The organism is Pseudomonas sp. ok266, from assembly GCF_900110195.1.
In the GTDB taxonomy this organism is placed as follows: domain Bacteria; phylum Pseudomonadota; class Gammaproteobacteria; order Pseudomonadales; family Pseudomonadaceae; genus Aquipseudomonas; species Aquipseudomonas neuropathica.
In genome coordinates, this window is the sequence record NZ_FOCU01000017.1 from 106,243 (window position 1) to 127,456 (window position 21,214).

A 21,214-nucleotide genomic window follows, 5' to 3' on the forward strand; every position below is an offset into this window, starting at 1 on the left:
GGGGCGTCGACGCAGCTACTTCGTCAGCGCAACAAGGTGCGCGTGAAGCACTGTAGTTCATGCCTCAGCAAAGGCCTGGATCATTTACGTTAGGCGATATCGCCCGGCGAAATATTGATCCAGGCCAGTGAAAGCGGCTGGATTGTCGAACGATCAGTTGGAGAAGACGTACTGCCCTTTGATCTTCCTTGTACCGACCAAAGCGAGGTCCGGAAACAACAGCCATTTGACCCAGGCGGCGTAGAACACCATGGCCAGAATGAACGCCACGCCGAGCAGAGTCGACACGGGTTCTTCACTGAAGCCGTAGAATTCACGAGGAATCTGGCTGATCGTGAAGGTGACATAGATTGTGTAAACCACCGCGATGCCCTTGTAAAAGCCCCACGCAAACAAGAGCGGAATCACGCCAATAATCAAGACCATGGTCAATGCCATAGCGGTGCCACCGTCATTGATTTGAAGCAGCCCGGCTATCGCCCCGAGAAGTCCCCAGATACCCATCAGTGCGACCAGAATGTTGACTTTAACGGCGTGTCGTTTTCTCAGGGCGGGATCTGGATGCGCCCCGATCCAGCCCGCCAGCACTCGATCCTTGACCTTGCCACCCGAAAGCGCCTTGAAGGTTGCGGCCCTGGAATGCCCGCTATCGAGCATTTCGACGACTTTTCGTTTGATTGCTTGCTTGTTCAACGTATTCATCCTTAAACGTGCGCGCAACGGCCGCCCCGTTGCCGATGCGGATTCTCCCCTTGTTGCCCGTCAGAAAGCAAAAAGCCGCTTCCACCCGAAGGTGGAAGCGGCCGAGGCATGCGCCTCAATCAAGCAATCAGTGCACGAACAGGGCGATCAGGATGATGATCGGGATTGGCACGCCGAGGAAAAACAGCAGTAATGAGCGCATGGTGATGCTCCTTGTTTAACGGACTGGAGTGGTCGTGGTGTAGGTGTCGACTTCTACGTACTCGACGGCATCACGACGACGACCGCCGTAAGTAGCCGCGAGGCTGGCGAAGAACGCACCGGCCAACAGCGAGATGAACATCCACAGCGAGGTCCAGGCAGCGACCTTCGCAGCGGTGTCGGCGGCTTGTTGAGCTTTGACTTTGGCGTCGGCGAGGGCTTTCTGAGTGCGCGCATAAATCTCGTCAACGCGACGTTCGGCATCGGCCTGAGTCAGGTTGGTCCGTTGCGCGACCAGTTGTGCGAGGTAAGTACGGTCTTCAGCACTCAGCTGACCGTTGGCCAGGCTCTGCGCGAAGATCCGTGCCACAGCGCCATGAGCGGCGTCATCGCTGACGGAGGCCGGACGGTCATCGCGGAACAGGCTGTCGATGTAGTAGCCGTACTGGTTGCTGTCGGTGTTGGCCGCCGCAGAACCGGCTGCTTGAGTCATGGCGCTGGCAGCACCGCCAGCCACACTGGCACCGGCCTGCACACCACCACTGATGACGCTGCTGACCGAACCGACCACCAGCACTGCGGTAACCAATGTAGCCACGCACCAGGCCAGGAAGCCGTGCGCGGTGTCGCGGAAATACACTTCGTCACCGTGCATGTTCGCCCACTTCACCCGCAGGCGACCGGCGATGTAGCCACCCATGCCGGAAGCGATTATTTGCGTCGCCGCCAGCCAGACTATCGTGGAAATGCCCAGGCCCTTGGCGCTGACGCCCTCTCCGGCCCACGGTGAAACGGCAGAGAAACCCAAACCGAAACCGAGCAACACCAAAATCATCGACAGTGCAGCGGCAGCCGCGGCACCGGCGAAGATCGCGCCCCAGGACACGCCCGAAACGCTGCTCGACTCTTCAACGGCAGGATAAAACCCATCAGAGGATCTATTCATTGTTGTTCTGCTCCAGGCATGAAAAATGGTGTTACAACTCGTCAGCAGAGGAATTGCAGTGACCGTGCCAGTCGCGGAAATTAGATAAATCTATCAATTTCAATCAGTTAGAAAGAGTGAACTTACGCAAACCTTGCAAATTGCAATAATTGCCGGATAACAGCGGGTTTTATGCATTGGCCTCAAGTATCAATAGCGCTCCAAATCTGCGTTTGTGACAGGTCAACATGAAAGTTAATTTAAAGCGCCAGCGCAATTTCTTGGCAAAATGCTGCCATTCCGTTTGAACCGATCAGCAGGCCTGCCTATGACTCGTATCTTGACCATCGAAGACGACGCCGTGACCGCTCGGGAAATCGTCGCCGAACTGAGCAGCCACGGGCTGGAAGTCGACTGGGTCGACAATGGCCGCGAAGGCCTCGACCGCGCCGTGAGCGGCAACTACGACCTGATCACCCTCGACCGCATGCTGCCCGAACTCGATGGCCTGGCCATCGTCACCACGCTGCGCACCATGGGCGTGGCCACGCCGATCCTGATGATCAGCGCCCTCTCCGATGTCGACGAACGCGTACGCGGCTTGCGCGCCGGCGGCGATGATTACCTGACCAAACCGTTCGCCACCGATGAAATGGCCGCGCGGGTGGAAGTGTTGCTGCGTCGGCAGAACAGCGGCGCCACTCAGGCAACGACGTTGCAGGTGGCCGACCTCGAACTTGATTTGATCAGCCATGAAGCGCGCCGCGCCGAACAAGTGCTGACGCTGCTGCCGACCGAATACAAGCTGCTCGAATTCCTCATGCGCAACAGTGGCCAGATCCTTTCGCGGATGATGATTTTCGAAGAGGTCTGGGGCTATCACTTCGACCCCGGCACCAACCTGATCGACGTGCACATCGGCCGTCTGCGCAAGAAGATCGACGCCGCCGGCCATGTGCCGCTGATCCGCACGGTACGGGGCTCGGGTTATGTCATTGCCGAACCCGTCTGACGGCTGGCGCTCCTCCAGCAGCCGCTTGCTGGCGCTGTACAGTTCGCTGTTCGTGGCCTGGAGCGCGATCCTCATGGGGGTCATGTATTACGAGGTCTCCGGCTACCTCGACAACCTCGCCAAACATTCGCTGATGCAACGTCAGCACCTGTTTTCGCACTTTCGCGGCGAACAACTCGAAGACGCCCTCGCCGCCAGCATGACCTTCGACATTCGCGGCATCGACGCCTATGGCCTGTTCGACGCCAACGGCGTTTACCTCAGTGGCGCGTTGCAGCAGATCCCCGAAGGCCTGCCGCTGGACGGCAAGATCCACATGCTCGCCGACTGCGCCGACTCCGATGACCCGACCCTGCCCAATGACAGCTGCGACGCGGTGGCCACGCAAACCCGCGATGGGCGCTGGCTGGTATTGCTGCGCGATAACGGCTCGCTGTTCGCCGTCACGCGGATCATTTTGCATGCGTTGTTCTGGGGCGTCTCACTAACGATTCTGCCGGGCATTGCCGGTTGGCATTTACTGCGGCGTCGGCCGTTGCGGCGCATCCGGGCGATTCAGGCCAGCGCTCAGGCGATTGTTGCCGGCGACCTGACCCGGCGCCTGCCGCTGTCCAATCGCCGCGATGAACTGGACATGCTCGCGGCCATCGTCAACGCGATGCTGGAGCGCATCGAGCGCTTGATGAATGAAGTCAAAGGCGTCTGCGACAACATCGCCCATGATCTGCGCACGCCACTGACGCGCCTGCGCGCGCAGTTGTATCGCATGCAGCAGCAGGCTGGCGAAGGTTCGCAGGAAGCAGCGCAACTGGATCTGGTGCTCGCCGAAGCGGACACGCTGATGGCGCGGTTTCGCGGGTTGTTGCGGATTTCCGAGCTTGAGGATCGCCAGCGCCGTTCAGGTTTTGTCGAACTCGATCCGGTGCAACTGCTGGAAGAACTGCACGAGTTTTACCTGCCGTTGGCCGAGGAAGGCGAGCTGCGTTTCGAGCTGAACATGCCGGAGACCCTGCCGCCGCTCAATGGTGATCGGGCATTGCTGTTCGAGGCCTTGGCCAATCTGCTGAGTAACTCGATCAAGTTCACACCACCGGGCGGCACGGTGATGCTGCGTGGGGTGAACGCGGGTGGGCAGACGCGGATTGAGGTGCACGATTCCGGACCGGGGATTCCCGAGTCTGAGCGTGAGGCGGTGTTCCAGCGCTTCTATCGCGCCGAGGGTGGGCAGCCGCAGGGTGGCTTTGGTCTCGGATTGTCGATTGTGGCGGCGATTGTCAGCTTGCATGGCTTCAGTCTTGAAGTCGGCAGCAGTGATCTGGGCGGGGCGAAACTGGCGCTCGATTGCCGGCAGAGCCTGATCGAAAACTCCTGATTCCCGACATGATCGTTCCCACGCTCTGCGTGGGAATGCCTCAAGGGACGCTCCGCGTTCCAGCTTGCGAAAGGGACGCGGAGCGTCCCGGGCTGCATTCCCACGCAGAGCGTGGGAACGATCATCAACTCAGGTTGGGTAATTGGCTCGCAGTGCCGCGAGGCCACCCTGATAGATGCCACTGAACAGCGCCACCACTTCCTCATCACTCACGCCTTTGGCGTTGAAACGCCCCGACCACGTCACGCGGGCGCCCTGCCCCTGGGCTTCGACCTTGATCGTCGCCAGGTAATCAGTCGCCGGGAACGGTGCCTGTTCGATCGAATAGCTGTAGGTCTTCGCGGCGTTGTCGAACGCTTGCAGGCGCTCGATTACCACAGCGCCGTCAGCGGTTTGCAAGGTGCGCACACGGCCACCGTCGCTCAGTTCACTGTTGGGAATAAAGGGCAGCCAATCGGGCAGCGTGTTGAAGCCGCCGATCAATTGCCAGACCTGATCGGCCGAGGCCGGAATGTCGATGGTTGCGGATGCTGTTGGCATAGATAAACGTCTCTCCAGAATTCAGATCGTCAGGCTGTCGACCACGCCGCCATCGACGCGCAACGCGGCGCCGGTGGTGGCCGAGGACAGCGGCGAAGCAATGTAGGTCACCAGGTGCGCGACTTCTTCGACATCCGCCACGCGCTGGATGATCGAGGTCGGGCGGGCCTTGAGCACAAAGGCATCGGCCTCATCGCGCAGGTTGCGCCCGGATTCGGCGGCAGCCTCTTTGAGCATGTCTTGCAGGCCGTCGGTGAAGGTCGGCCCCGGCAGGATCGCATTGACCGTCACCCCGGTGCCAGCCAGACGTTTGGCCAGACCGTGGGACACCGCCAGATTGGCGCTTTTGGTCACGCCGTAGTTGATCATGTCCGCTGGCGTGGCCACGCCGGATTCCGAGGACAGGAAGATCACCCGGCCCCAGCCCTGCTCGACCATCCCCGGCACGTAGTGCCGCGCCAGGCGCACGCCGGAAATCACGTTGACCTCATAGAAACGCGTCCACTCGCTGTCCGGCGCTTCGAAGAAATCCACGGCGTCGAAGATGCCGAGATTGTTCACCAGAATGTCCGCACGCGGTTCAGCGGCGAACAGCTTCTGCGCGCCCTCCGCGGTGCCCAGATCGGCAGCCAGACCACGCAACTGCGCACCCGGGACTTTCTCGCGAATACTCGCCAATGCCTGTTCAACTTTGCCCGTGTCGCGGCCGATCACCACCACCGTGGCGCCAGCTTCGGCCAGCGACTGGCTGATGCCCAAGCCGATACCAGCAGTGCTGCCGCTGACAATGGCCAGTTTTCCACTCAGATCAATCTTCATGCTTTCACCTCATCGATTGGCAATGGTGCACGTTCAGAAACCAGTTGGGCGTCGCGCATCGCCTGCCAGAAACCGGCAGGAATACTGGCCGACAATGCCGCGACGTCTTCGGCGATGCGTTGCGGTTTGCTTGCGCCGGGAATCACCGCCGCAACAGCGGGATTGGCCAGCGAGAACTGTAGCGCAGCGGCTTTGATATCGACGTTGTAAGCGGCGGCGATGCGTTTGATCTGCTCGACCTTGGCGATGACTTCAGGGCTGGCCTGCTGGTATTCGAAGTGCGAGCCGCCCGCGAGGATTCCCGAGCTATAAGGGCCACCGACGACGATTTCAACGTTCTGCGCCAGCGCTGCATCCATCAGGCGTTGCAACGGGCGTTCGTGGTCGAGCAGCGTGTAGCGGCCAGCCAACAGGAAACCATCCGGTTGCGCTTCGCTGAGGTCGAGGGTCAGTTCGCACGGCTCGACTTTGTTCACGCCCAGGCCCCAGGCCTTGATCACGCCTTCTTCGCGCAAGCGGGTGAGGACTCTGAACGCGCCGGTGCGGGCCTGGTTGAAGTACTCCAGCCATTGATCGCCGTAGAAGTCTTGAGCGATGTCGTGCACCCAGACGATGTCGAGGCGATCGGTTTGCAGGCGTTTGAGGCTGTCCTCAATGGAGCGCAGGGTTGCATCGGCGCTGTATTCATTGACGATCTTGTTCGGGCGACCGTGTTCGAATACACCACTTTTTTCGCCGAGATCGCGGGCGGCGGCGTCTTCGACCTCATCGAGAATCACCCGGCCGACCTTGCTGCTCAGCACGTAATCGTCGCGTTTGTATTGCTTGAGTGCCTCACCAAGGCGGATTTCCGACAGACCCGAACCGTAAAACGGCGCGGTGTCGAAGTAGCGCACGCCGGCATCCCACGCGGCGTGCACGGTGGCCTGCGCTTCTTCTTCGGGGATGGCGCGAAACATGTTGCCCAGCGGCGCGGTGCCGAAGCCCAGTTGGCCGGACAGTTTGTCTTTCAAACTCATCGGATTGTCCTCATACATTCTTGGTCGGTGTGACCGTTGAGCAGATCCTAGATTGCGCCACCGAGACCGTCCAAGACATAATCTGCAGAACTTGAGTCCCTATAGGTCTGACATGATCGACATCCGCCAATTGCGCTACTTCGTTGTAGTCGCCGAGGAAGAACACGTCGGCCGCGCCGCCGAACGGCTGCATATTTCTCAGTCGCCACTGAGCCGGCAGATCGCCCAGCTCGAAGAACGCCTGGGCCTGACGCTGTTCGAGCGCAGCCAGCAACGCATTCGCCTGACCCGTGATGGCCAGACTTTCCTCGCCGAAACCCGCGCCCTGCTCACCCACGCCAATCGCCTGGAATCTCTCGGCAAACGCTTGGGTCGTGGCGAAGAAGGCGGTTTGTGCATCGGCTATATCGAAAATGCCATGCACGCCGGCGTCTTGCCCAATGCCTTGCGCGTGTTACGCGTGGACCGGCCGAATGTGCATGTCGCGTTGTACAACCTCAGTTCTGCCGAGCAATTGGAAGGCTTGCGACAGCGTAGTCTCGATATCGCGTTGGTGAGTGAGCCGCCGACCGATGACGATCCGGATCTGCTGGGTTTCCAGGTGCTCGATGACCCGATGCTGCTGGCGTTGCCGGAACAGCATCCGCTGGCGCAGCGAACTGCGTTGAACCCGGAGGATCTGGCCAATCAGGAATGGATCGGCGTGCAGCCGCGTCAGGACGCCAACGATGAGTTCGTCAGCGCCTGCATCCGCGCGGGATTCACCCCGGATGTGCGCATGCAGGCGACCGAACCGTTTACTGCGCTGGGTCTGGTGGCGTCGGGGTTGGGGATTGCGATGATCCAGAAAGGCCTGAGCCATAACGCACCGCCGGGCGTAGTGCTGCGGGAGCTGCCGTGGCTGACCTTGACCACGCCATTGTGGGCGGCGTGGCACCGGATCAACTTGCGGCCATTGGTCGAGACCTTCCGCAAAGTCCTGACTGACGGTGAGATAGCAGCTGACTGACAGGGCCGCTTCGCGAGCAAGCTCGCTCCCACAGGAATTCGTGTCGTTCACAGAATTGAAATCTACCCCATAACCTGTGGGAGCGAGCCTGCTCGCGAAGGGGCCGGCACATCCAACATCGAATGTGACTGACCCAACGCCTTCGCGAGCAGGCTCGCTCCCACAGGTTTTGCGGTGGATCTACACTCATCAGATCAGCATCCAGCCGTGAGTTGACCATGAGAATGTCCGCACAAATGACCATCGTCGCGGTACTCGCCACCCTCGCCTACCTCGGCCTGGCGGTGTGGGGCATTGGCGGCGTGGCGATGTTCTTTTCCCACGGTTCGCTGGTGATCGTCGCACTGGCGACGGTGGCCATGGTGATTGCTTCGCTATTCAGCGAGGTCAACCTCAGTTCCGGCGAGCGTGAAGACCGCGCCAATCGCTGGGTGATTCCGGCGTTTGGCGTAATTGGTCTGGTCAGTGGTTTTCTGCCGGCCTATTGCGACCGGGTGAATTTCTGGACGCTGGGCGGTGAAGGCGTGCGTTGGCTCGGTGCTCTGTTGTTTATCGTCGGCGGCACACTGCGGTTGTGGCCGGTGTTTGTGCTGGGACGACGTTTCAGCGGACTGGTGGCGATTCAACCGGGGCACCGATTGGTCACCGATGGCATTTACCAACGGCTGCGCAATCCGAGTTATCTGGGGTTGGTGATCAATGCCGTGGGCTGGGCATTGGCGTTTCGTTCGGTGGTCGGGTTGATGCTGGCGGCGCTGACGTTGATCCCGTTGATTGCCCGGATTCATTCGGAAGAAGCCCTGCTGCGGGCGCAGTTTGGGGCGGAGTATGACGATTACTGTGCGCGGAGTTGGCGGTTGGTGCCGGGGGTTTATTGATTTTCGAACTCACTCAGGATCCTGTGGGAGCGAGCTTGCTCGCGAAGACGGCGGCACAGTCACTATTGATGGTGGCTGACCCATCGCTTTCGCGAGCAAGCTCGCTCCCACAGGGATTTCGGGGTGTCAGTTTTTTTGCAGGTGGAGTTGACCGTCGCTATCGATCTTGACGCTGACCGCAGCGTAACTGGCCAACGTCGCATGGGTAGTTTCCAGCGGATGCTGATGCGTGGTGGTGATGATCATCAACGCCGCACCAGCCGCTTCGGCAGCCTGAATGCCGACCGTGGCGTCTTCGAAGATCAGGCAATCACGAGGCTCCAGACCCAGTCGCTTGGCCGCCAGTAAATAGCCGGCCGGATCAGGTTTACCCGCCTGCACATCTTCCGCGGTGATCATCACCGCAGGCTCTGGAATCCCCGCCGCCGCCATGCGCCGCAACGCCAGATCCCGTGGCGCCGACGTCACCATCGCCCAGCGATCTTTGGGCAGGCTATTGAGAAATTTCGCCGCGCCGGGTATCTCGACAATGCCTTCAACGTCTTCGATTTCCGCCTCGGTGATGAACGCCGCTTGCGCCTCGGCATCCACCCCCGGCAGGTTCAGCCGGGTGATGGTGTCAATCGCGCGCACACCATGAATGGTCGGCAAAAACGTTTCCACATCGACGCCATGGCGCACGGCCCAGGCTGCCCAGATCCGCTCGGCGGCGGCAATGGAGTTGAGGACGGTGCCGTCCATGTCGAACAGAAACGCGCCGAACGCGCGATCGAAGACGTTATCGTGAGCAGACAAAAGATCGCATCCTTTGACAAGACTGGGCGGATTGGCCGGGCAATGTAGCATTTTTGCCCGGCGATTCGTCCCGGCATCTCAGTGCAGGCGCGGAGCCTTGGACTTGAACGCGCTATCCACGCAGTCGAGTAACTGGCCGATGGCCCACGGCTTCTTGATGAACGCCACCGGGTGCTTGACCCCCGATGTCTCCGGGGTTTCATAGCCCGACATGACCATGACCGGCTTGTCCGGCCAGCGTTCGCCGACCAGATTGGCCAACCCGGCGCCATTGATTTCGCCGGGCATGGTGATGTCGGTCAGCAGCAAGGCCACTTCCGGCGCGTGCTCTTCCAGATACAGCTTGGCGTCGTCCGCGCTGGTACGTGGTTCGACTTTGAAACCTTCCTCCTGAAGAATTTCGCAGAGAAACTCCAGAATCAACGGATCATCCTCAACCACCAGAATCAATCCGTCAGGAAGGTGCGCGCTCGCCGTAGGTGTTGGGCACATGGAACTGCACTCCCTGAATTGCATTAACGATTTAGCGGCTTGAATCCGCTGCTTAACTGGTATGAGCAGCGGGCTCTGCAGAAATTCATTTTTGATACAGGTCTTTTGCGAAAGGCCGTTTTTGCCCGTCGCCGGCAATCGTTCGTGACGGCGTATTTGTGGTTAAAATGCCGGCCCTTTTGCTTGCCGATCCTGACCGATGAACCCTGAAGCCCTCGCCACCCTCCATGCCCATCTGCTGCCGGCCCTCGCGGCTGCACCGAGCGAAACCCGTCGCCTGTTCCACGGGCGCGGACGCTGCTGGGCCGGGCTGGAGCAGTTGACGGTGGACTGGCTGCAGGGCGTGGTGCTGGTGTCGCTGTTCAAGGAGCCGGCGCCTGAGCAACTGGACGATCTCAAGGCGTTGCTGATGAAACTCACCGGTTCCGCCGAATGGAAACAGTCCGGCGCCCACACGTTGCTGATCCAGCATCGCTATTTGCCGCAGAGCACTGCCGAGTGGCTGCTGGGTGATGAGATCGACGAAATGAGCATCGTCGAGGGTGGCTTGCAGTATCGCGTCGATCTGGGCCGCAAACAGAACGCCGGGCTGTTTCTCGACATGCGTTACGGGCGCAATTGGGTGCGCGAACAGGCCAACGGCAAACGTGTGCTCAATCTGTTTGCCTACACCTGCGGTTTTTCCGTGGCGGCCATCGAGGGCGGCGCCAGTCATGTGGTCAACCTGGACATGTCCCGCGCGGCCCTGAGCCGTGGCCGCGACAATCATCGCTTGAACGGCCATGATCTGAGCAAAGTCAGTTTCCTCGGCCACGACCTGTTCAAGTCCTGGGGCAAGGTGATCAACAGCGGCCCGTATGATCTGGTGATCATCGATCCGCCGTCGTTCCAGAAAGGCAGTTTTCTGCTGACCAAGGATTACCAGCGCGTGCTGCGCCGCTTGCCGGAATTGCTCACGGCGCAAGGCACAGTGCTGGCGTGCATGAACGACCCGGCATTCGGTTCGGACTTTCTGATTGATGGCGTGACTCAGGAAGCACCGAGTCTGCGCTTTGTAGAGCGGCTGGAGAATCCGCCGGAGTTTCCGGACATCAACCCGCAAAGCGGCCTCAAAGCCCTGGTTTTCCAACGCACCACCTGACACCCCGAAGATCCCCTGAACAACACACATCCCCTGTGGGAGCGAGCTTGCTCGCGAAAGCGTTTTGTCAGTCGCCAGTGAGGTTGACTGATCTACCGCATTCGCGAGCAAGCTCGCTCCCACAGGTTTATGTGTACGACCGATGATCTTTAGTGAGAGCGCAGCACCAGCGCAAACAACTCGCCATGCCCGGTGACATTGAGCTTGTGATACAGATTGCGTCGATGCACTTTGACCGTCTCCGGCGAAATGCCCATCTGCTGGGCCATCGCCTTGCTGGAAAAGCCCTGCAAAATCAGCCGCGCCGTATCGACCTCACGCACCGTCAGCCGCGCGTCGAAGCGGTCGAGCAACGTCGCCAGATCCCCAACCACCGTTTCCGCCACCGCGCCCTGCGGCGGCAGCAACTGCACATGCCGACGCATTGCCGCCAACACCCAATCGCGCACGCACAACAACCGGCCCTGCTCGGCCATGTCGAACGGCGTCGAACGGCCCAATGACAAACCGAGCACGCCGCCCTCGACGTTGATCATGAACTGCAACTCGTCCTCGCCCACCACCGAACGAAAGTAACTCTGGTAGTACTCGCTGTGCAGAAACTGGTCCGGCGCCACCGAGGCGAGGCTGTGCAAACCATCAGCAATGCCGGTCGAGGCGCTCTGGTAAAACGGATCGAGCAGGTACATTCCGGCACTGTAACCGGCCAGTTCTTCCTGCTCGTCGGGGCGGCCCTTGCTGTCGAAGTCGATCAGCAATTGCGGCGCCTGCCCGGCTTTCATCAGCGCCACCAGCGCGTTGTCCAGCGGCACCAGCAGTCGCAACGTGTCCACCAGCGCACGCCAGAAACCGTCCTGACCGACACCGGCAAATACCCGCGCCAGGCTCTGATGCACTGGCAGTTCCTGCAGCAACGCGTCCACGTACTACCCCTTTTGAGTAACCCATGATGGGAATGGGTCAGGCGTGACCGGCCCGATAGGCTGACCACTCCTGTTCATCACCGGCCTGCACAGGCCAGGAGTGCCGCATCATGCGTGGTCACCGTGGCTGTATCAACCTCAGCATTCAACTGGGCCTGCTGGTCGGTATTGGCGCCAGCTCGATCGCCCTGGCCGCTGACGCGCCGAGCGTGCACGTCTACAACTGGTACGACTACATCGGCCCGAACACCCTCCACGACTTCCAGCGCGACAGCGGTATCCAGCCGGTCTACGACACCTTCGACAGTGCCGAAGTCCTCGAAGGCAAATTGATGACCAGTCGCAGCGGCTACGACGTGGTGGTGGCAAGCAACTTCAGCCTGCCGACGCTGATCAAGGCCGGCGCCCTGGCCCCGCTGCCACGCGAGCAACTGGCGGGCTGGAAGAATCTTGATGCCGATTTGTTGGCAAAACTGGCCAACAACGATCCCGGCAATCAATACGCCGTGCCGTATCTGTGGGGCACCAACGGCATCGGCTACAACGTCGACAAAGTACGCGCAGCGCTAGGCGACAAGGCGCCGGTGGATTCGTGGGATCTGGTGTTCAACGAAGCCAACCTCGCCAAACTCGGCCAGTGCGGCGTGGCGATGCTCGATTCGCCGTCGGAGATGCTGCCGGTCGCCCTGCACTATCTCGGCTTGCCACCCAACAGCACCGATCCCGAAGACTATAAAAAAGCTGAAGCGCTACTGCTGAAACTGCGCCCGCACATCGCCTATTTCAACTCGTCGAAATTCATCAGCGACCTGTCCAACGGCAACATTTGCGTGGCAGTCGGTTGGTCGGGCGCGATGCTGGAAGCCAAGACCAATGCCGAGCAGGCCAACAACGGCGTGAAGATCGCCTACAGCCTGCCCAAGGAAGGCGCGCCGGTGTGGTTCGACACGTTGGTGCTGCTCAAGGACGCGCCGAATCGGCCCCAAGGGCTGGCGTTTATCGACTATCTGCTGCGCCCCGAAGTGATCGCGCCGGTCAGTGATCATCTGTCGTATCCCAATGGCAACCGAGCGGCGACAGCGCTGGTGGCCGCCGCCACGCGGGACAACCCGGCGGTTTATCCATCGGCCACGGCGATGGCCACGCTGTACACCCTTGAACCCCTGCCCAAAGCCACCGAACGGGTGCGCACGCGGGTGTGGAGCAAGGTCAAGAACGGCCAGTAACCCCTTTTGAACATTTCACCAAACCCTGTGGGAGCGAGCTTGCTCGCGAATGCGGTGGGTCAGTCGACATCAATGTTGGATGTCGGATTGCCTTCGCGAGCAAGCTCGCTCCCACAGGGGCCGGCGAATAACCCTGCATTTTTTAGAGAGACAACAATCAATGAAACCTCGTGCCCGTGACCTCAACATCCGCATCGGTCAACTGCATCCCGGCCCGCTCAACGCCATCACTGATGTACCCGGCGTACGCGTCGGCCACGGCAATGTGCGCGGACGCAGCAGCGCCGGACGGGACATCTGCACCGGCGTGACGCTGATCGAACCGCGTCCGGGTTCGACCAATCAGCAACCGTGTTTTGCTGGCGTGCATGTGCTCAACGGCAATGGTGACGCCACCGGGCTTGAATGGATTCGCGAGGCGGGTCTGCTGACCAGCCCGATTGCCTTCACCAACACCCACAGCCTCGGTGTGGTGCGCGACGCCTTGGTTGCACTGGATCGCCAGCAGCAACCCGACGACGGCCGTCTCTACTGGAACATGCCAGTGGTGCTGGAGACCTTTGACGGCTTGCTCAACGATATCAACGGTTTTCACGTGCAGCCCGCGCATGTGGCTGAAGCCCTGAAAAACGCGGTCGACGGCCCGGTGGTGGAAGGCGCGGTCGGCGGTGGCAGCGGCATGATCTGCCATGAATTCAAGGGTGGCATCGGCACCTCGTCGCGACGCTTGAGCGCTGCGCAGGGCGGCTGGACCGTCGGCGCGATCGTCCAGGCCAACCACGGCATTCGCAGCGAACTGCGGGTCGATGGCTACCCGGTCGGGCGCTATATGGAACAGAAAGATTCGCCGTTCTTGCGCGCCTCATTGCCGCATCCGGGCATGGGTTCGATCGTCGTCTGCCTGGCGACCGATGCGCCGCTGTTGCCCCACCAGTGCACTCGCCTGGCACAGCGCGCGAGCCTCGGCCTGGCGCGCACCGGCGGTGGCAACGAGGATCACAGCGGCGACATCTTCATCGCCTTCGCCACCGGCAACGCTCATGTGCCAACGGCAGCCTACGAAGGCAAAGGCGCGCCGACCTGTGACGGCTTGCGCATGGTCAATAACGACCATATCAGCGAGTTGTTCCTGGCCGCGACCGAGGCGGTTGAGGAAGCGATCATCAATGCCTTGCTGGCCAGTGACAGCACCGAAGGCAACGGTCACTCGGTGCCGGGACTGGATGCCGAAACCCTGCTCGCTGCCCTCGAAAAATCAGGCTGGCCCGGCGCCCGCTGACAGCGCTTTTCCCCTGTAGGAGTGAGCCTGCTCGCGATCGCGGTTTGTCAGTCGAAGTAGATTTGACTGACAAACCGCGCTCGCGAGCAGGCTCGCTCCCACAAAGGGTTACATCAATATTTGTGGAAGGCTCCCGCGCCGCAGTTCGGGCGACTGGCGGTACTTGAGCCGTCACTTGCACACTCCTACGATGGAATCACGCAGTAGCTCCGTTCTTCGAGCACTGCGTAGGCACGGGTGCTCTGAACCCCAATCAAGCCCGTGCCTTGCTTCATGCGCACCTTGAGCCTCACGGGCTCCACTTCCTCCCCATCAAAGAGCTTTGAGGCTCTTTTTTTGTCTGCGTAAATCAGCAGTCCGGCGGCGCGTCGGCGCAAATCGAGCGCCAGGCCGCTTGTGCCAGCAACTCGCGATAGTCCGCCGGGCTGCCCTTCACTCGTCCGGCCAACCAGGCGCGGCAGTAACTGTCGGCCTGGCCGATGATCAACGACGGCAACAGTTCGGCGGGCAGCGCCTTGAGTTCGGCAGCGCGTCCCGATTCGGCCAGCCAGTCGCGCAGACGCAGATTGCGGGTCTTGTTGCGCTCGGTCAGTTCGTCTTTGAACGGCCCTTTGGTCACGGCAAATCGTGCGTGGTACTGGAAGCGCGCCCACTGCGGTTGACGTTCGACCCAATCGACGTAGCTGAACACCAGCGCCTGCACACCTTCCTCGGTGGTTTTCGCAGCCTCCAGATAGGCATCGCGCAGGCGCGCCTGATCCTCCAGCGCGGTGAAAAACAATGCGGCGACCAAGCCCTCCTTGTTACCGAAATGGTGATAGATCGCCCCGACGCTGGTGTCGCACTCGGCGCGAATCATGTCGATGGTGGTGGCCTCGATCCCCTGTTCATTGAACAGGCTCAGCGCCTTGCGAAAGATATCGCGCTTGAGTTCGGCGCGACGGCCGGGGTAACTGCGTTCCAGTAGATCTGCGGTGTCCATGCGGCTGACTGCCTGAAAATCGGATTGAAAGGCACACGTCGTGCCCATGAAAAAAACACGCACAGGTTGACAGATTTCCCGCAGACCGAATACCGTTCCGTTACAGAATATTATTCTGCAACGGAACATCATTCTGCAAATTCACTTTTCGCGAGGCGTTTCCATGAGTCAGTTTCTCAGCATGTTCAACAGCGCAGGTCCGCAAGCCTTCAGCCAGATGGCCTGCCAGGTCGCGCCGTACTTCAGCACCATCAACCCGCTGGTGACCGAGTTGCGCGCCAATGCGGCGACGGTGCAAGTGCCGTTCCGTCGAGAGATCACCAATCACCTCGGCACCGTGCATGCCATTGCCATGTGCAACGCCGCAGAACTCGCCGCCGGGATGATGACCGATGTATCGATCCCGGCCGGCGCACGCTGGATCCCCAAAGGCATGACCGTGGAGTACCTGGCCAAGGCGAAAACCGATGTGACGGCAGTGGCCAGTGGTGAAGGTGTGGATTGGCAAAGCGAGGGCGACAAGATCGTCACCGTGGATATTCGCGACACCGAGGGCAAGCACGTGCTCACGGCGCGGATCACCATGAACGTCAAACTCGGCTGAATGACGCCCACAAAAAAGCCCTTGCTGCGCGATTCACAGCAAGGGCTTTTTCGCCGAAGCGAGGTCAGTGCACGGTCAGGCGCTGGCGGACAAACTCCTCGACATGGCGAGTGGTCTGATCGAGGTGCCGGTCGCGCTGTTTCTCGGCATCGAGCATCGCCCGTTTGCCATTTTTCTGCAGCAGGTACGTGTGGATCTGCTGCACTTCCAGCGAGCGGTAAATCGGCGTGGTGTCGATAAACCCGCGCACGCCATTGCTGCGGTAATGCCGGGTGCTCATCAACACCTGGGTTTCACGCTGGCCAATCACCTCAAAGCCCAACGCTTCGAAGTACGGGACTTTGCCGATCATGCAGGCCAGCTCCGCATGGGGATAACGCCCGACCATCTCACCGATCATCGCCCGCGCCACGCCCTGGCGCCGATGCCCTTCGCGCACCGCCATGTAGGCCACGCTGCAGGCTTCCCAGTCGCCCTGCACCGGCAGGTACAACAGAAAACCGATCACTTGCTCCGGATCATCCTCGTCGGTGGCCACCAGCAACTCCACGTCGATACCCTTCTCGCCATTCAACGCTTCCAGATACAGATGCACCTCATAACCGACCGCGTACTGATAGACGTTGTACAGCAGGTTGCTCGGGCCGAGGCCGACCGCACTGATGTCGGTCAGGTAGTCGACGACCATCTGCAGGATCTGGCTGTTGACGGCCTCGGGGCATGGGGATTTGTAGTGGGTGATGCGTGGCATGACGAACTCCGACGGTAAAAAGCGTTGCCGACCGCCGCAGCGGTCGACGAGCCGCGACATCATACCGTGACGCACGCGCTCGACGTCTAAAGTTCCTGTTCCGAGCGCCGATGTAACGGTCTCCTACAAATGTCACCACCAGGGATCGGCCATGTACTACCCGCGCGAAGCTGCCAAGGATCACCTTTACAACCGTATCGTCATGCTGACCGTTGCTTGCTGCGTGGTTTTGCTGCTCGCTGCAATGGCGCACAAGTCGGGCATGCTTTATGGGGCGCTGAGTTTCAACGGTGTGGAAACCCGCGGCAGCGTCACGGCACTGGAAAAGATTCCAATGAACGCCAACGGCAAGGTCATTCACTATCAATACACCGATGCCCAAGGCCAGACCCATGAAGGGCAACACGCCGACGAACGCTACGTCGAGCATACCCAATATGAAGTCGACGGCCCCATCACCCTGCTGGTGTCGCCGTGGATGCCGGATAAAAGCTGTATCGCCAGCCAGTTGCAGAGTTACCGTACGAGCTTCTACATCATGACCGGCGGTGTGTTGCTCGCACTGCTGTTTCTGCTGATCTCGGGCAGGACGTTCTGGCAGATTCAGGCAATGAAAGAACAAGACCGGTTTTATTGAGTCCAGCCTCACAGGCAACAACCTTCACGCGCGCCGGGCGTCTTGCTGCGGCGCCATCCTGACGTTCTCGCACCGCCCTCCCTGAAAAAAATTTCATCCGCCTCAGAAGGGATCTTTCGCAAATCAGGCATCCAATTCTGCAGCTGCGTTCACTTTTCAACGCAGGCCTTGAGGAGTTGTCATGAGCGTTTTGCGTTCCCTGTCCAAATGGCGAAAAACCCTGCTGCTGGTGCCGTTGACGCTGGCGGCGCTGAGCAGCGCCCCGGTGTTTGCGCAACCGGTGGTGATTGTTCAGCAAGCTCCACCGCCGATGCGCATGGAAGTGATGCCCGGCGCACGCCCCGGTTATGTCTGGGATCAAGGTCATTGGCGCTGGCAAGGACGCGGTTACGTGTGGATACCCGGCCACTGGCAACCGGTGAGGTACGGCGCGCGCTGGAAACCCGGGCACTGGCAGGCACGCGGACCAAACTGGTTCTGGGTCGAGGGGCATTGGGTGCGATGAATGCGCGACAGCCTGACCGTCACTTCTTGCGAGAACACCACCATGTCGAAGACCGTTAAAGCACTGCTGGCCGCCACGCTGGTGGCCGTCACGTTGTCCGGTTGCGTCGTCGAGCCAGCCCGTCCGCATCGGCCTCCGCCGCTGGTCGAAGTCGTTCCGGTGATGCCGGCGCCGGGTTATCACTGGGTTGCCGGGCACTATCGCTGGGGCGGCAACCAATGGCGCTGGGTGCCGGGGCACTGGCGGGCCTATTGATTGCAACGGCGGGCGTCACTGCTGTGGCGCCACCACTTTGAATTTGATGGCGATGTCCTTAGACACCACGGTGTCCGCCCACTCGCCCGCGCCGAGGCCGAACTCGTCACGCTTGAGCACCAGTTCACCGTCGAAAATGCCGATGGCACTGTCCGGTTTCAATTCCACCGGCACCTGCACTTCACGGGTAATGCCTTTTAGGGTGAGCTGGCCGGCAATCAGGTAGTGGTGCTCGGCCACTTGGGTGAAGTGGCTGGATTCGAAAACCGCGACCGGGAATTTTTCAGTGTCGAACCACGCCGGTTTCACCAGTTCGGTGTTGGCGTCTTCGCTGCCGGCATCGATGCTGTTGAGGTCGATGTGCAAGGTGGTACGGGCGTTGGCGAGGTTGTTGGTATCGAAGTCCAGCGTCGCCTCAAACTTTCCAAAGGTGCCGTACATCGGCGAGCCCATCTGGTTGTAGGTAAAACTGATCTGGCTGGCGGTGGTGTTGACCCGCGTGTATTCGACAGCCTGCGCGGTACAGATGACGCATAGCGAACACGCGGCAACCAGCAGCAATCGGATCGACATGGGATTCTCCGGGCGGGGCTAGCCGTCGAGGGCCTCGATTGAATTAAGCAAACATCCGACTGTTACGCCAGCGCCTACACCAGACGCTCGATCTTCTGATGCTGCCAGACCAGTTTGTAATAAAGGGTCTGCAACACCAGCATGCCCAGATAGGCCACCGGAAACGCCATCCACACACCCTGCAAACCGTACTGCCCGTCCAGCCAGTACGCCGCTGGCAGTTGCACGCCAACCACGCAAATGATCGCAATCGCCACCGGCACCAACACCGTGCCGCTCGCGCGCATGATCCCGCCGATGATTGCCTGGAAGCCGAACACCAACAGGCTCCACAACATGATGTGCAGCAGATGCTCAGCCATCGCCCGGGTCGAGTCCTCGGTCAGGAACAGCCCCAGCAGCCAGTGCGACAACAGGTAGCCGAGCACAATCAAACCGCCGGTCAGGCACACGTTGATCAACAGCCCGGTGCGCAGAATCGGCCCCATGCGCTCCAGCCGCCCGGCGCCGATGGCCTGCGCACCGAGAATCGACGCGGTGATCGCAATCGACAACGCCGGAAACTGCACATAGTTGACGATCTGCGTCACCGCGCCATACGCGGCGGTCGCTTGCGAGCCGTGCTGGTTGACCAGCGCCAGGATCACCAACTCCGACAGCGACAGCACAATCATCTGCACGCCGGTCGGCAGGCCGATGCGCAAGACCTTGCCGAGAATCGCCCCGTCAAGGCGCAGCGCGGCGAAGAACTCCCGATCCGGCGCCAACGGGTGCCCTTTGCGAATCAGGCGCCACGCCAGCCATACCATCGCCGCGAGGTTACCGGCAAGCCCGGCGTACGCCGCACTCTGAATACCCAATTGCGGCAAGCCGAACCAGCCGCGAATCAGCGCCGGGGTCAGGGCCAGCCCGACGCAGGTCGAGACCATTAGCGCCAGCAATGGCGACAGCGTATCGCTGACCCCGCGCAACAGCTGGGTGAACAACACAAACACCAGCAGCGACGGCAAGATCCACATCATCACATGGGCATACGCCACCGCATCGTCAAGCACATCCGCCGGCGTCCCCAGCCCCGCCAGCGCCTGCCGCGCGAACACGCTGCCCAACACCGCCGCCACCAGACCGATCAACACCCCGAGCAACAGCGTTGCCCCGGCAATCGCCTTGACCATGTGCGGCTCACGCGCGCCCCACGCCTGACCGATCAACACTCCGGCGCCTGCGCCGAGGCCGATCACCAGTGCGATAAAGAAGAACACGATGGGAAACATCCCCGATACCGCCGCCAACGCCTGGGTGCCGAGCATCTGGCCGATGTAGATGCTGTTTACCGTGCCCGACATCGATTGCAGAAAGTTCGACAGCACCATCGGCGCAAGGAACAGCAGGTAGGTGTGCCAGAGTGGGCGTTGGGCGACGGCTTGCATTGAATAGAGGTCCATCTCGACGGCGGGAGGGCTGATGGAGGATAGCTTCGGTGAGTTGCACGCGGGGCGCAATTAACATTTCAAATCGGTGTTTATGACCGGTGGCCGCGCCTGTGTAACGGACACGGTTCTGTAGGTGCAAGTTCAGAGCTGTGGTAAACAACTGCCCACTTTCACTTCTCTCATTGAGGCTCTGTTCATGCCGCGCTTTGCCCATCTGCTGACCGCCACCCTCCTCGCCGTGCTCACCACCAGCGCTCACGCCGCCGCGCCTGGCGAAACGTTGAAGCCGTTGCTGGAAACACTCAACGAACGCCTGAACATCGGCGACCTCGTCGCGCTGACCAAATGGGACAGCGGCAAGCCGATTCAGGACAGCCCGCGTGAAGCGCAGGTTATCGCCAATGCCCGCAACCTGGCCACCGAGCGCCAGCTCGACGCGGAAGACGTGGCGCAACTGATCGCCGCGCAAATGGAGGCGAATAAACTGGTGCAGTACGGCTTGCTCGCACAATGGCAAGCGTCCGGCGCTGCGCCGGACACCCCGCGCCCCGACCTGGCTAAACAGATTCGCCCGCGTCTGGATGAGCTGCAAACCCGCCTGCTGCAGCAATACGCCGATTTCGCGCCGTATCGCCATGATGCGAATTGCCCGGTGTGGCTGGCCAAGGCGCGCATCGGTCTGGCCCACGACGCGCTGCATGAACTGGCCCTGACACGGGCGACCGGTGAGTTGTGTGTGCGGGCGGCGAACTCGCGCTGAGAAACGGCCAGATCAAAAGATCGCAGCCTGCGGCAGCTCCTACAGGGGGGATTGGTGAACCATCATTGCGGTCGATGTTCACCATCACGGCAATGAAGTTCTCATAAAAATTCCACGGCGTAACATCAGCTCCATACCAACCAACAACACCCCGGAGCACACGATCATGAAACGCCAGACCCTTCTCAGCATCGCTTTCTCGGTTTTCGCCATTAACGCTTTTGCCGCCACCCCGGCACACACCCAAGTCGCAGAAGGCGGCTCGGACAAGTTGATTGAAAGTCGTGTTGCTGAGGGCGGTTCTGATCGTCTGATCGAACGCCGCGTTGCTGAAGGTGGCGCTGATCGCCTGATCGAACGCCGCGTTGCTGAAGGTGGCGC

Annotated in this window: 25 protein-coding genes and 1 pseudogene; 14 read left to right on the top strand and 12 right to left on the bottom strand. The window is 60.6% G+C overall.

The features are described 5' to 3' along the window. Positions 1 to 153 precede the first annotated feature (153 nt). Positions 154 to 693, bottom strand: coding sequence for a hypothetical protein (locus BMY54_RS27315; RefSeq protein ID WP_093441074.1), 540 nt, complete (start codon positions 691 to 693; stop codon positions 154 to 156). Here BMY54_RS27315 and BMY54_RS30455 point away from each other — a divergent pair. Continuing rightward, positions 686 to 895 (top strand): hypothetical protein, encoded by a 210-nt coding sequence (locus tag BMY54_RS30455; RefSeq protein ID WP_139213447.1) that lies wholly within the window; start codon positions 686 to 688, stop codon positions 893 to 895. The genes BMY54_RS27315 and BMY54_RS30455 overlap by 8 nt on opposite strands. Positions 896 to 919: 24 nt before the next feature. On the opposite strand, the gene BMY54_RS27320 is transcribed toward BMY54_RS30455, so the two are convergent. Continuing rightward, positions 920 to 1,849 (bottom strand): hypothetical protein, encoded by a 930-nt coding sequence (locus BMY54_RS27320; RefSeq protein WP_093441079.1) that lies wholly within the window; start codon positions 1,847 to 1,849, stop codon positions 920 to 922. A 307-nt stretch (positions 1,850 to 2,156) separates the two neighbouring features. Between BMY54_RS27320 and BMY54_RS27325 the strand changes: the two genes are divergently transcribed. Together BMY54_RS27325 and BMY54_RS27330 are read left to right on the top strand one after the other, a co-directional pair. Next, positions 2,157 to 2,840 carry a response regulator transcription factor gene (locus BMY54_RS27325; protein ID WP_007914996.1) on the top strand — a complete coding sequence of 228 codons (684 nt, stop codon included), beginning with the start codon at positions 2,157 to 2,159 and terminating at the stop codon, positions 2,838 to 2,840. Continuing rightward, complete coding sequence (locus BMY54_RS27330) at positions 2,818 to 4,212, top strand: sensor histidine kinase (protein WP_093441084.1); 1,395 nt, start codon at positions 2,818 to 2,820, stop codon at positions 4,210 to 4,212. Before BMY54_RS27325 ends, BMY54_RS27330 begins: the two co-directional genes overlap by 23 nt. A 129-nt stretch (positions 4,213 to 4,341) precedes the next feature. Here BMY54_RS27330 and BMY54_RS27335 read toward each other — a convergent pair whose 3' ends face one another. Genes BMY54_RS27335 through BMY54_RS27345 form a run of 3 tightly spaced genes read right to left on the bottom strand, consistent with a single transcriptional unit; the run spans position 4,342 to position 6,590 of the window. Further along, the gene (locus tag BMY54_RS27335) at positions 4,342 to 4,752 is read right to left on the bottom strand and encodes an SRPBCC family protein (protein ID WP_093441088.1); all 411 of its coding nucleotides are present in this window, start codon (positions 4,750 to 4,752) and stop codon (positions 4,342 to 4,344) included. A 21-nt stretch (positions 4,753 to 4,773) separates the two neighbouring features. After that, positions 4,774 to 5,571 (bottom strand): SDR family NAD(P)-dependent oxidoreductase, encoded by a 798-nt coding sequence (locus tag BMY54_RS27340; protein WP_093441093.1) that lies wholly within the window; start codon positions 5,569 to 5,571, stop codon positions 4,774 to 4,776. Next, positions 5,568 to 6,590: an aldo/keto reductase gene (locus BMY54_RS27345; RefSeq protein WP_093441255.1), complete on the bottom strand. Its 1,023-nt coding sequence runs from the start codon at positions 6,588 to 6,590 to the stop codon at positions 5,568 to 5,570. Before BMY54_RS27345 ends, BMY54_RS27340 begins: the two co-directional genes overlap by 4 nt. Positions 6,591 to 6,702: 112 nt before the next feature. On the opposite strand from BMY54_RS27345, the gene BMY54_RS27350 reads away from it, so the two are divergent. After that, positions 6,703 to 7,599, top strand: a complete 897-nt coding sequence (locus BMY54_RS27350) for a LysR substrate-binding domain-containing protein (protein WP_093441098.1) — start codon at positions 6,703 to 6,705, stop codon at positions 7,597 to 7,599. Positions 7,600 to 7,817: 218 nt separating this feature from the next. Then, complete coding sequence (locus BMY54_RS27355; RefSeq protein ID WP_093441103.1) at positions 7,818 to 8,477, top strand: methyltransferase family protein; 660 nt, start codon at positions 7,818 to 7,820, stop codon at positions 8,475 to 8,477. 126 nt (positions 8,478 to 8,603) lie between these two features. Here the strand turns inward: BMY54_RS27355 and BMY54_RS27360 are convergent, their stop codons facing one another. Further along, positions 8,604 to 9,272: an HAD-IA family hydrolase gene (locus BMY54_RS27360; protein WP_093441108.1), complete on the bottom strand. Its 669-nt coding sequence runs from the start codon at positions 9,270 to 9,272 to the stop codon at positions 8,604 to 8,606. A 78-nt stretch (positions 9,273 to 9,350) separates the two neighbouring features. After that, positions 9,351 to 9,764, bottom strand: a complete 414-nt coding sequence (locus tag BMY54_RS27365) for a response regulator (RefSeq protein WP_093441112.1) — start codon at positions 9,762 to 9,764, stop codon at positions 9,351 to 9,353. A gap of 199 nt (positions 9,765 to 9,963) precedes the next feature. On the opposite strand from BMY54_RS27365, the gene BMY54_RS27370 reads away from it, so the two are divergent. Next, a complete protein-coding gene (locus BMY54_RS27370) occupies positions 9,964 to 10,905 on the top strand; it encodes a class I SAM-dependent methyltransferase (protein ID WP_093441117.1) in 942 nt (313 codons plus the stop codon). A gap of 149 nt (positions 10,906 to 11,054) precedes the next feature. Here BMY54_RS27370 and BMY54_RS27375 read toward each other — a convergent pair whose 3' ends face one another. Then, entirely contained in the window at positions 11,055 to 11,828 is a 774-nt protein-coding gene (locus BMY54_RS27375) for a helix-turn-helix transcriptional regulator (protein WP_093441120.1), read from the bottom strand. Positions 11,829 to 11,938: 110 nt separating this feature from the next. On the opposite strand from BMY54_RS27375, the gene BMY54_RS27380 reads away from it, so the two are divergent. Continuing rightward, complete coding sequence (locus BMY54_RS27380; protein ID WP_093441124.1) at positions 11,939 to 13,054, top strand: polyamine ABC transporter substrate-binding protein; 1,116 nt, start codon at positions 11,939 to 11,941, stop codon at positions 13,052 to 13,054. Positions 13,055 to 13,214: 160 nt separating this feature from the next. Further along, positions 13,215 to 14,333, top strand: coding sequence for a DmpA family aminopeptidase (locus BMY54_RS27385; protein WP_093441128.1), 1,119 nt, complete (start codon positions 13,215 to 13,217; stop codon positions 14,331 to 14,333). 349 nt (positions 14,334 to 14,682) lie between these two features. Here BMY54_RS27385 and BMY54_RS27395 read toward each other — a convergent pair whose 3' ends face one another. Continuing rightward, positions 14,683 to 15,315, bottom strand: coding sequence for a TetR/AcrR family transcriptional regulator (locus tag BMY54_RS27395; RefSeq protein ID WP_007908165.1), 633 nt, complete (start codon positions 15,313 to 15,315; stop codon positions 14,683 to 14,685). A gap of 163 nt (positions 15,316 to 15,478) precedes the next feature. On the opposite strand from BMY54_RS27395, the gene BMY54_RS27400 reads away from it, so the two are divergent. Next, positions 15,479 to 15,919, top strand: coding sequence for a hotdog fold domain-containing protein (locus BMY54_RS27400; protein ID WP_093441135.1), 441 nt, complete (start codon positions 15,479 to 15,481; stop codon positions 15,917 to 15,919). 64 nt (positions 15,920 to 15,983) lie between these two features. On the opposite strand, the gene BMY54_RS27405 is transcribed toward BMY54_RS27400, so the two are convergent. Then, on the bottom strand, positions 15,984 to 16,670 hold the full coding sequence (locus BMY54_RS27405) for a GNAT family N-acetyltransferase (RefSeq protein WP_093441260.1): 687 nt from the start codon (positions 16,668 to 16,670) through the stop codon (positions 15,984 to 15,986). Between the two features lie 151 nt (positions 16,671 to 16,821). Between BMY54_RS27405 and BMY54_RS27410 the strand changes: the two genes are divergently transcribed. From BMY54_RS27410 to BMY54_RS27420, 3 genes are all read left to right on the top strand, one after another. Further along, complete coding sequence (locus BMY54_RS27410; RefSeq protein ID WP_093441138.1) at positions 16,822 to 17,307, top strand: DUF3592 domain-containing protein; 486 nt, start codon at positions 16,822 to 16,824, stop codon at positions 17,305 to 17,307. Positions 17,308 to 17,488: 181 nt separating this feature from the next. Next, positions 17,489 to 17,812: a YXWGXW repeat-containing protein gene (locus BMY54_RS27415; RefSeq protein WP_007908150.1), complete on the top strand. Its 324-nt coding sequence runs from the start codon at positions 17,489 to 17,491 to the stop codon at positions 17,810 to 17,812. Positions 17,813 to 17,854: 42 nt separating this feature from the next. Beyond that, positions 17,855 to 18,067: a YXWGXW repeat-containing protein gene (locus BMY54_RS27420; protein ID WP_007908149.1), complete on the top strand. Its 213-nt coding sequence runs from the start codon at positions 17,855 to 17,857 to the stop codon at positions 18,065 to 18,067. Positions 18,068 to 18,082: 15 nt separating this feature from the next. Here the strand turns inward: BMY54_RS27420 and BMY54_RS27425 are convergent, their stop codons facing one another. Both BMY54_RS27425 and BMY54_RS27430 read right to left on the bottom strand, forming a co-directional pair. Continuing rightward, the gene (locus BMY54_RS27425; RefSeq protein ID WP_093441142.1) at positions 18,083 to 18,640 is read right to left on the bottom strand and encodes a YceI family protein; all 558 of its coding nucleotides are present in this window, start codon (positions 18,638 to 18,640) and stop codon (positions 18,083 to 18,085) included. Positions 18,641 to 18,714: 74 nt separating this feature from the next. Continuing rightward, on the bottom strand, positions 18,715 to 20,070 hold the full coding sequence (locus BMY54_RS27430) for an MATE family efflux transporter (protein ID WP_093441147.1): 1,356 nt from the start codon (positions 20,068 to 20,070) through the stop codon (positions 18,715 to 18,717). Between the two features lie 199 nt (positions 20,071 to 20,269). Here BMY54_RS27430 and BMY54_RS27435 point away from each other — a divergent pair, with 199 nt between their 5' ends. Next, on the top strand, positions 20,270 to 20,833 hold the full coding sequence (locus BMY54_RS27435; protein ID WP_093441152.1) for a chorismate mutase: 564 nt from the start codon (positions 20,270 to 20,272) through the stop codon (positions 20,831 to 20,833). A gap of 166 nt (positions 20,834 to 20,999) precedes the next feature. After that, positions 21,000 to 21,214: pseudogene (locus tag BMY54_RS31100) on the top strand (hypothetical protein); the annotation flags it as partial.

What these genes read in the sequence shown, in the direction of transcription:
- BMY54_RS27320 (WP_093441079.1), bottom strand. Translation starts at nt 1,849, where the DNA reads ATGAATAGATCCTCTGATGGGTTTTATCCTGCCGTTGAAGAGTCGAGC.
- BMY54_RS27325 (WP_007914996.1), top strand. Translation starts at nt 2,157, where the DNA reads ATGACTCGTATCTTGACCATCGAAGACGACGCCGTGACCGCTCGGGAA.
- BMY54_RS27330 (WP_093441084.1), top strand. Translation starts at nt 2,818, where the DNA reads ATGTCATTGCCGAACCCGTCTGACGGCTGGCGCTCCTCCAGCAGCCGC.
- BMY54_RS27335 (WP_093441088.1), bottom strand. Translation starts at nt 4,752, where the DNA reads ATGCCAACAGCATCCGCAACCATCGACATTCCGGCCTCGGCCGATCAG.
- BMY54_RS27340 (WP_093441093.1), bottom strand. Translation starts at nt 5,571, where the DNA reads ATGAAGATTGATCTGAGTGGAAAACTGGCCATTGTCAGCGGCAGCACT.
- BMY54_RS27345 (WP_093441255.1), bottom strand. Translation starts at nt 6,590, where the DNA reads ATGAGTTTGAAAGACAAACTGTCCGGCCAACTGGGCTTCGGCACCGCG.
- BMY54_RS27350 (WP_093441098.1), top strand. Translation starts at nt 6,703, where the DNA reads ATGATCGACATCCGCCAATTGCGCTACTTCGTTGTAGTCGCCGAGGAA.
- BMY54_RS27355 (WP_093441103.1), top strand. Translation starts at nt 7,818, where the DNA reads ATGAGAATGTCCGCACAAATGACCATCGTCGCGGTACTCGCCACCCTC.
- BMY54_RS27365 (WP_093441112.1), bottom strand. Translation starts at nt 9,764, where the DNA reads ATGTGCCCAACACCTACGGCGAGCGCGCACCTTCCTGACGGATTGATT.
- BMY54_RS27370 (WP_093441117.1), top strand. Translation starts at nt 9,964, where the DNA reads ATGAACCCTGAAGCCCTCGCCACCCTCCATGCCCATCTGCTGCCGGCC.
- BMY54_RS27380 (WP_093441124.1), top strand. Translation starts at nt 11,939, where the DNA reads ATGCGTGGTCACCGTGGCTGTATCAACCTCAGCATTCAACTGGGCCTG.
- BMY54_RS27385 (WP_093441128.1), top strand. Translation starts at nt 13,215, where the DNA reads ATGAAACCTCGTGCCCGTGACCTCAACATCCGCATCGGTCAACTGCAT.
- BMY54_RS27395 (WP_007908165.1), bottom strand. Translation starts at nt 15,315, where the DNA reads ATGGACACCGCAGATCTACTGGAACGCAGTTACCCCGGCCGTCGCGCC.
- BMY54_RS27400 (WP_093441135.1), top strand. Translation starts at nt 15,479, where the DNA reads ATGAGTCAGTTTCTCAGCATGTTCAACAGCGCAGGTCCGCAAGCCTTC.
- BMY54_RS27405 (WP_093441260.1), bottom strand. Translation starts at nt 16,670, where the DNA reads ATGCCACGCATCACCCACTACAAATCCCCATGCCCCGAGGCCGTCAAC.
- BMY54_RS27410 (WP_093441138.1), top strand. Translation starts at nt 16,822, where the DNA reads ATGTACTACCCGCGCGAAGCTGCCAAGGATCACCTTTACAACCGTATC.
- BMY54_RS27415 (WP_007908150.1), top strand. Translation starts at nt 17,489, where the DNA reads ATGAGCGTTTTGCGTTCCCTGTCCAAATGGCGAAAAACCCTGCTGCTG.
- BMY54_RS27420 (WP_007908149.1), top strand. Translation starts at nt 17,855, where the DNA reads ATGTCGAAGACCGTTAAAGCACTGCTGGCCGCCACGCTGGTGGCCGTC.
- BMY54_RS27425 (WP_093441142.1), bottom strand. Translation starts at nt 18,640, where the DNA reads ATGTCGATCCGATTGCTGCTGGTTGCCGCGTGTTCGCTATGCGTCATC.
- BMY54_RS27430 (WP_093441147.1), bottom strand. Translation starts at nt 20,070, where the DNA reads ATGCAAGCCGTCGCCCAACGCCCACTCTGGCACACCTACCTGCTGTTC.
- BMY54_RS27435 (WP_093441152.1), top strand. Translation starts at nt 20,270, where the DNA reads ATGCCGCGCTTTGCCCATCTGCTGACCGCCACCCTCCTCGCCGTGCTC.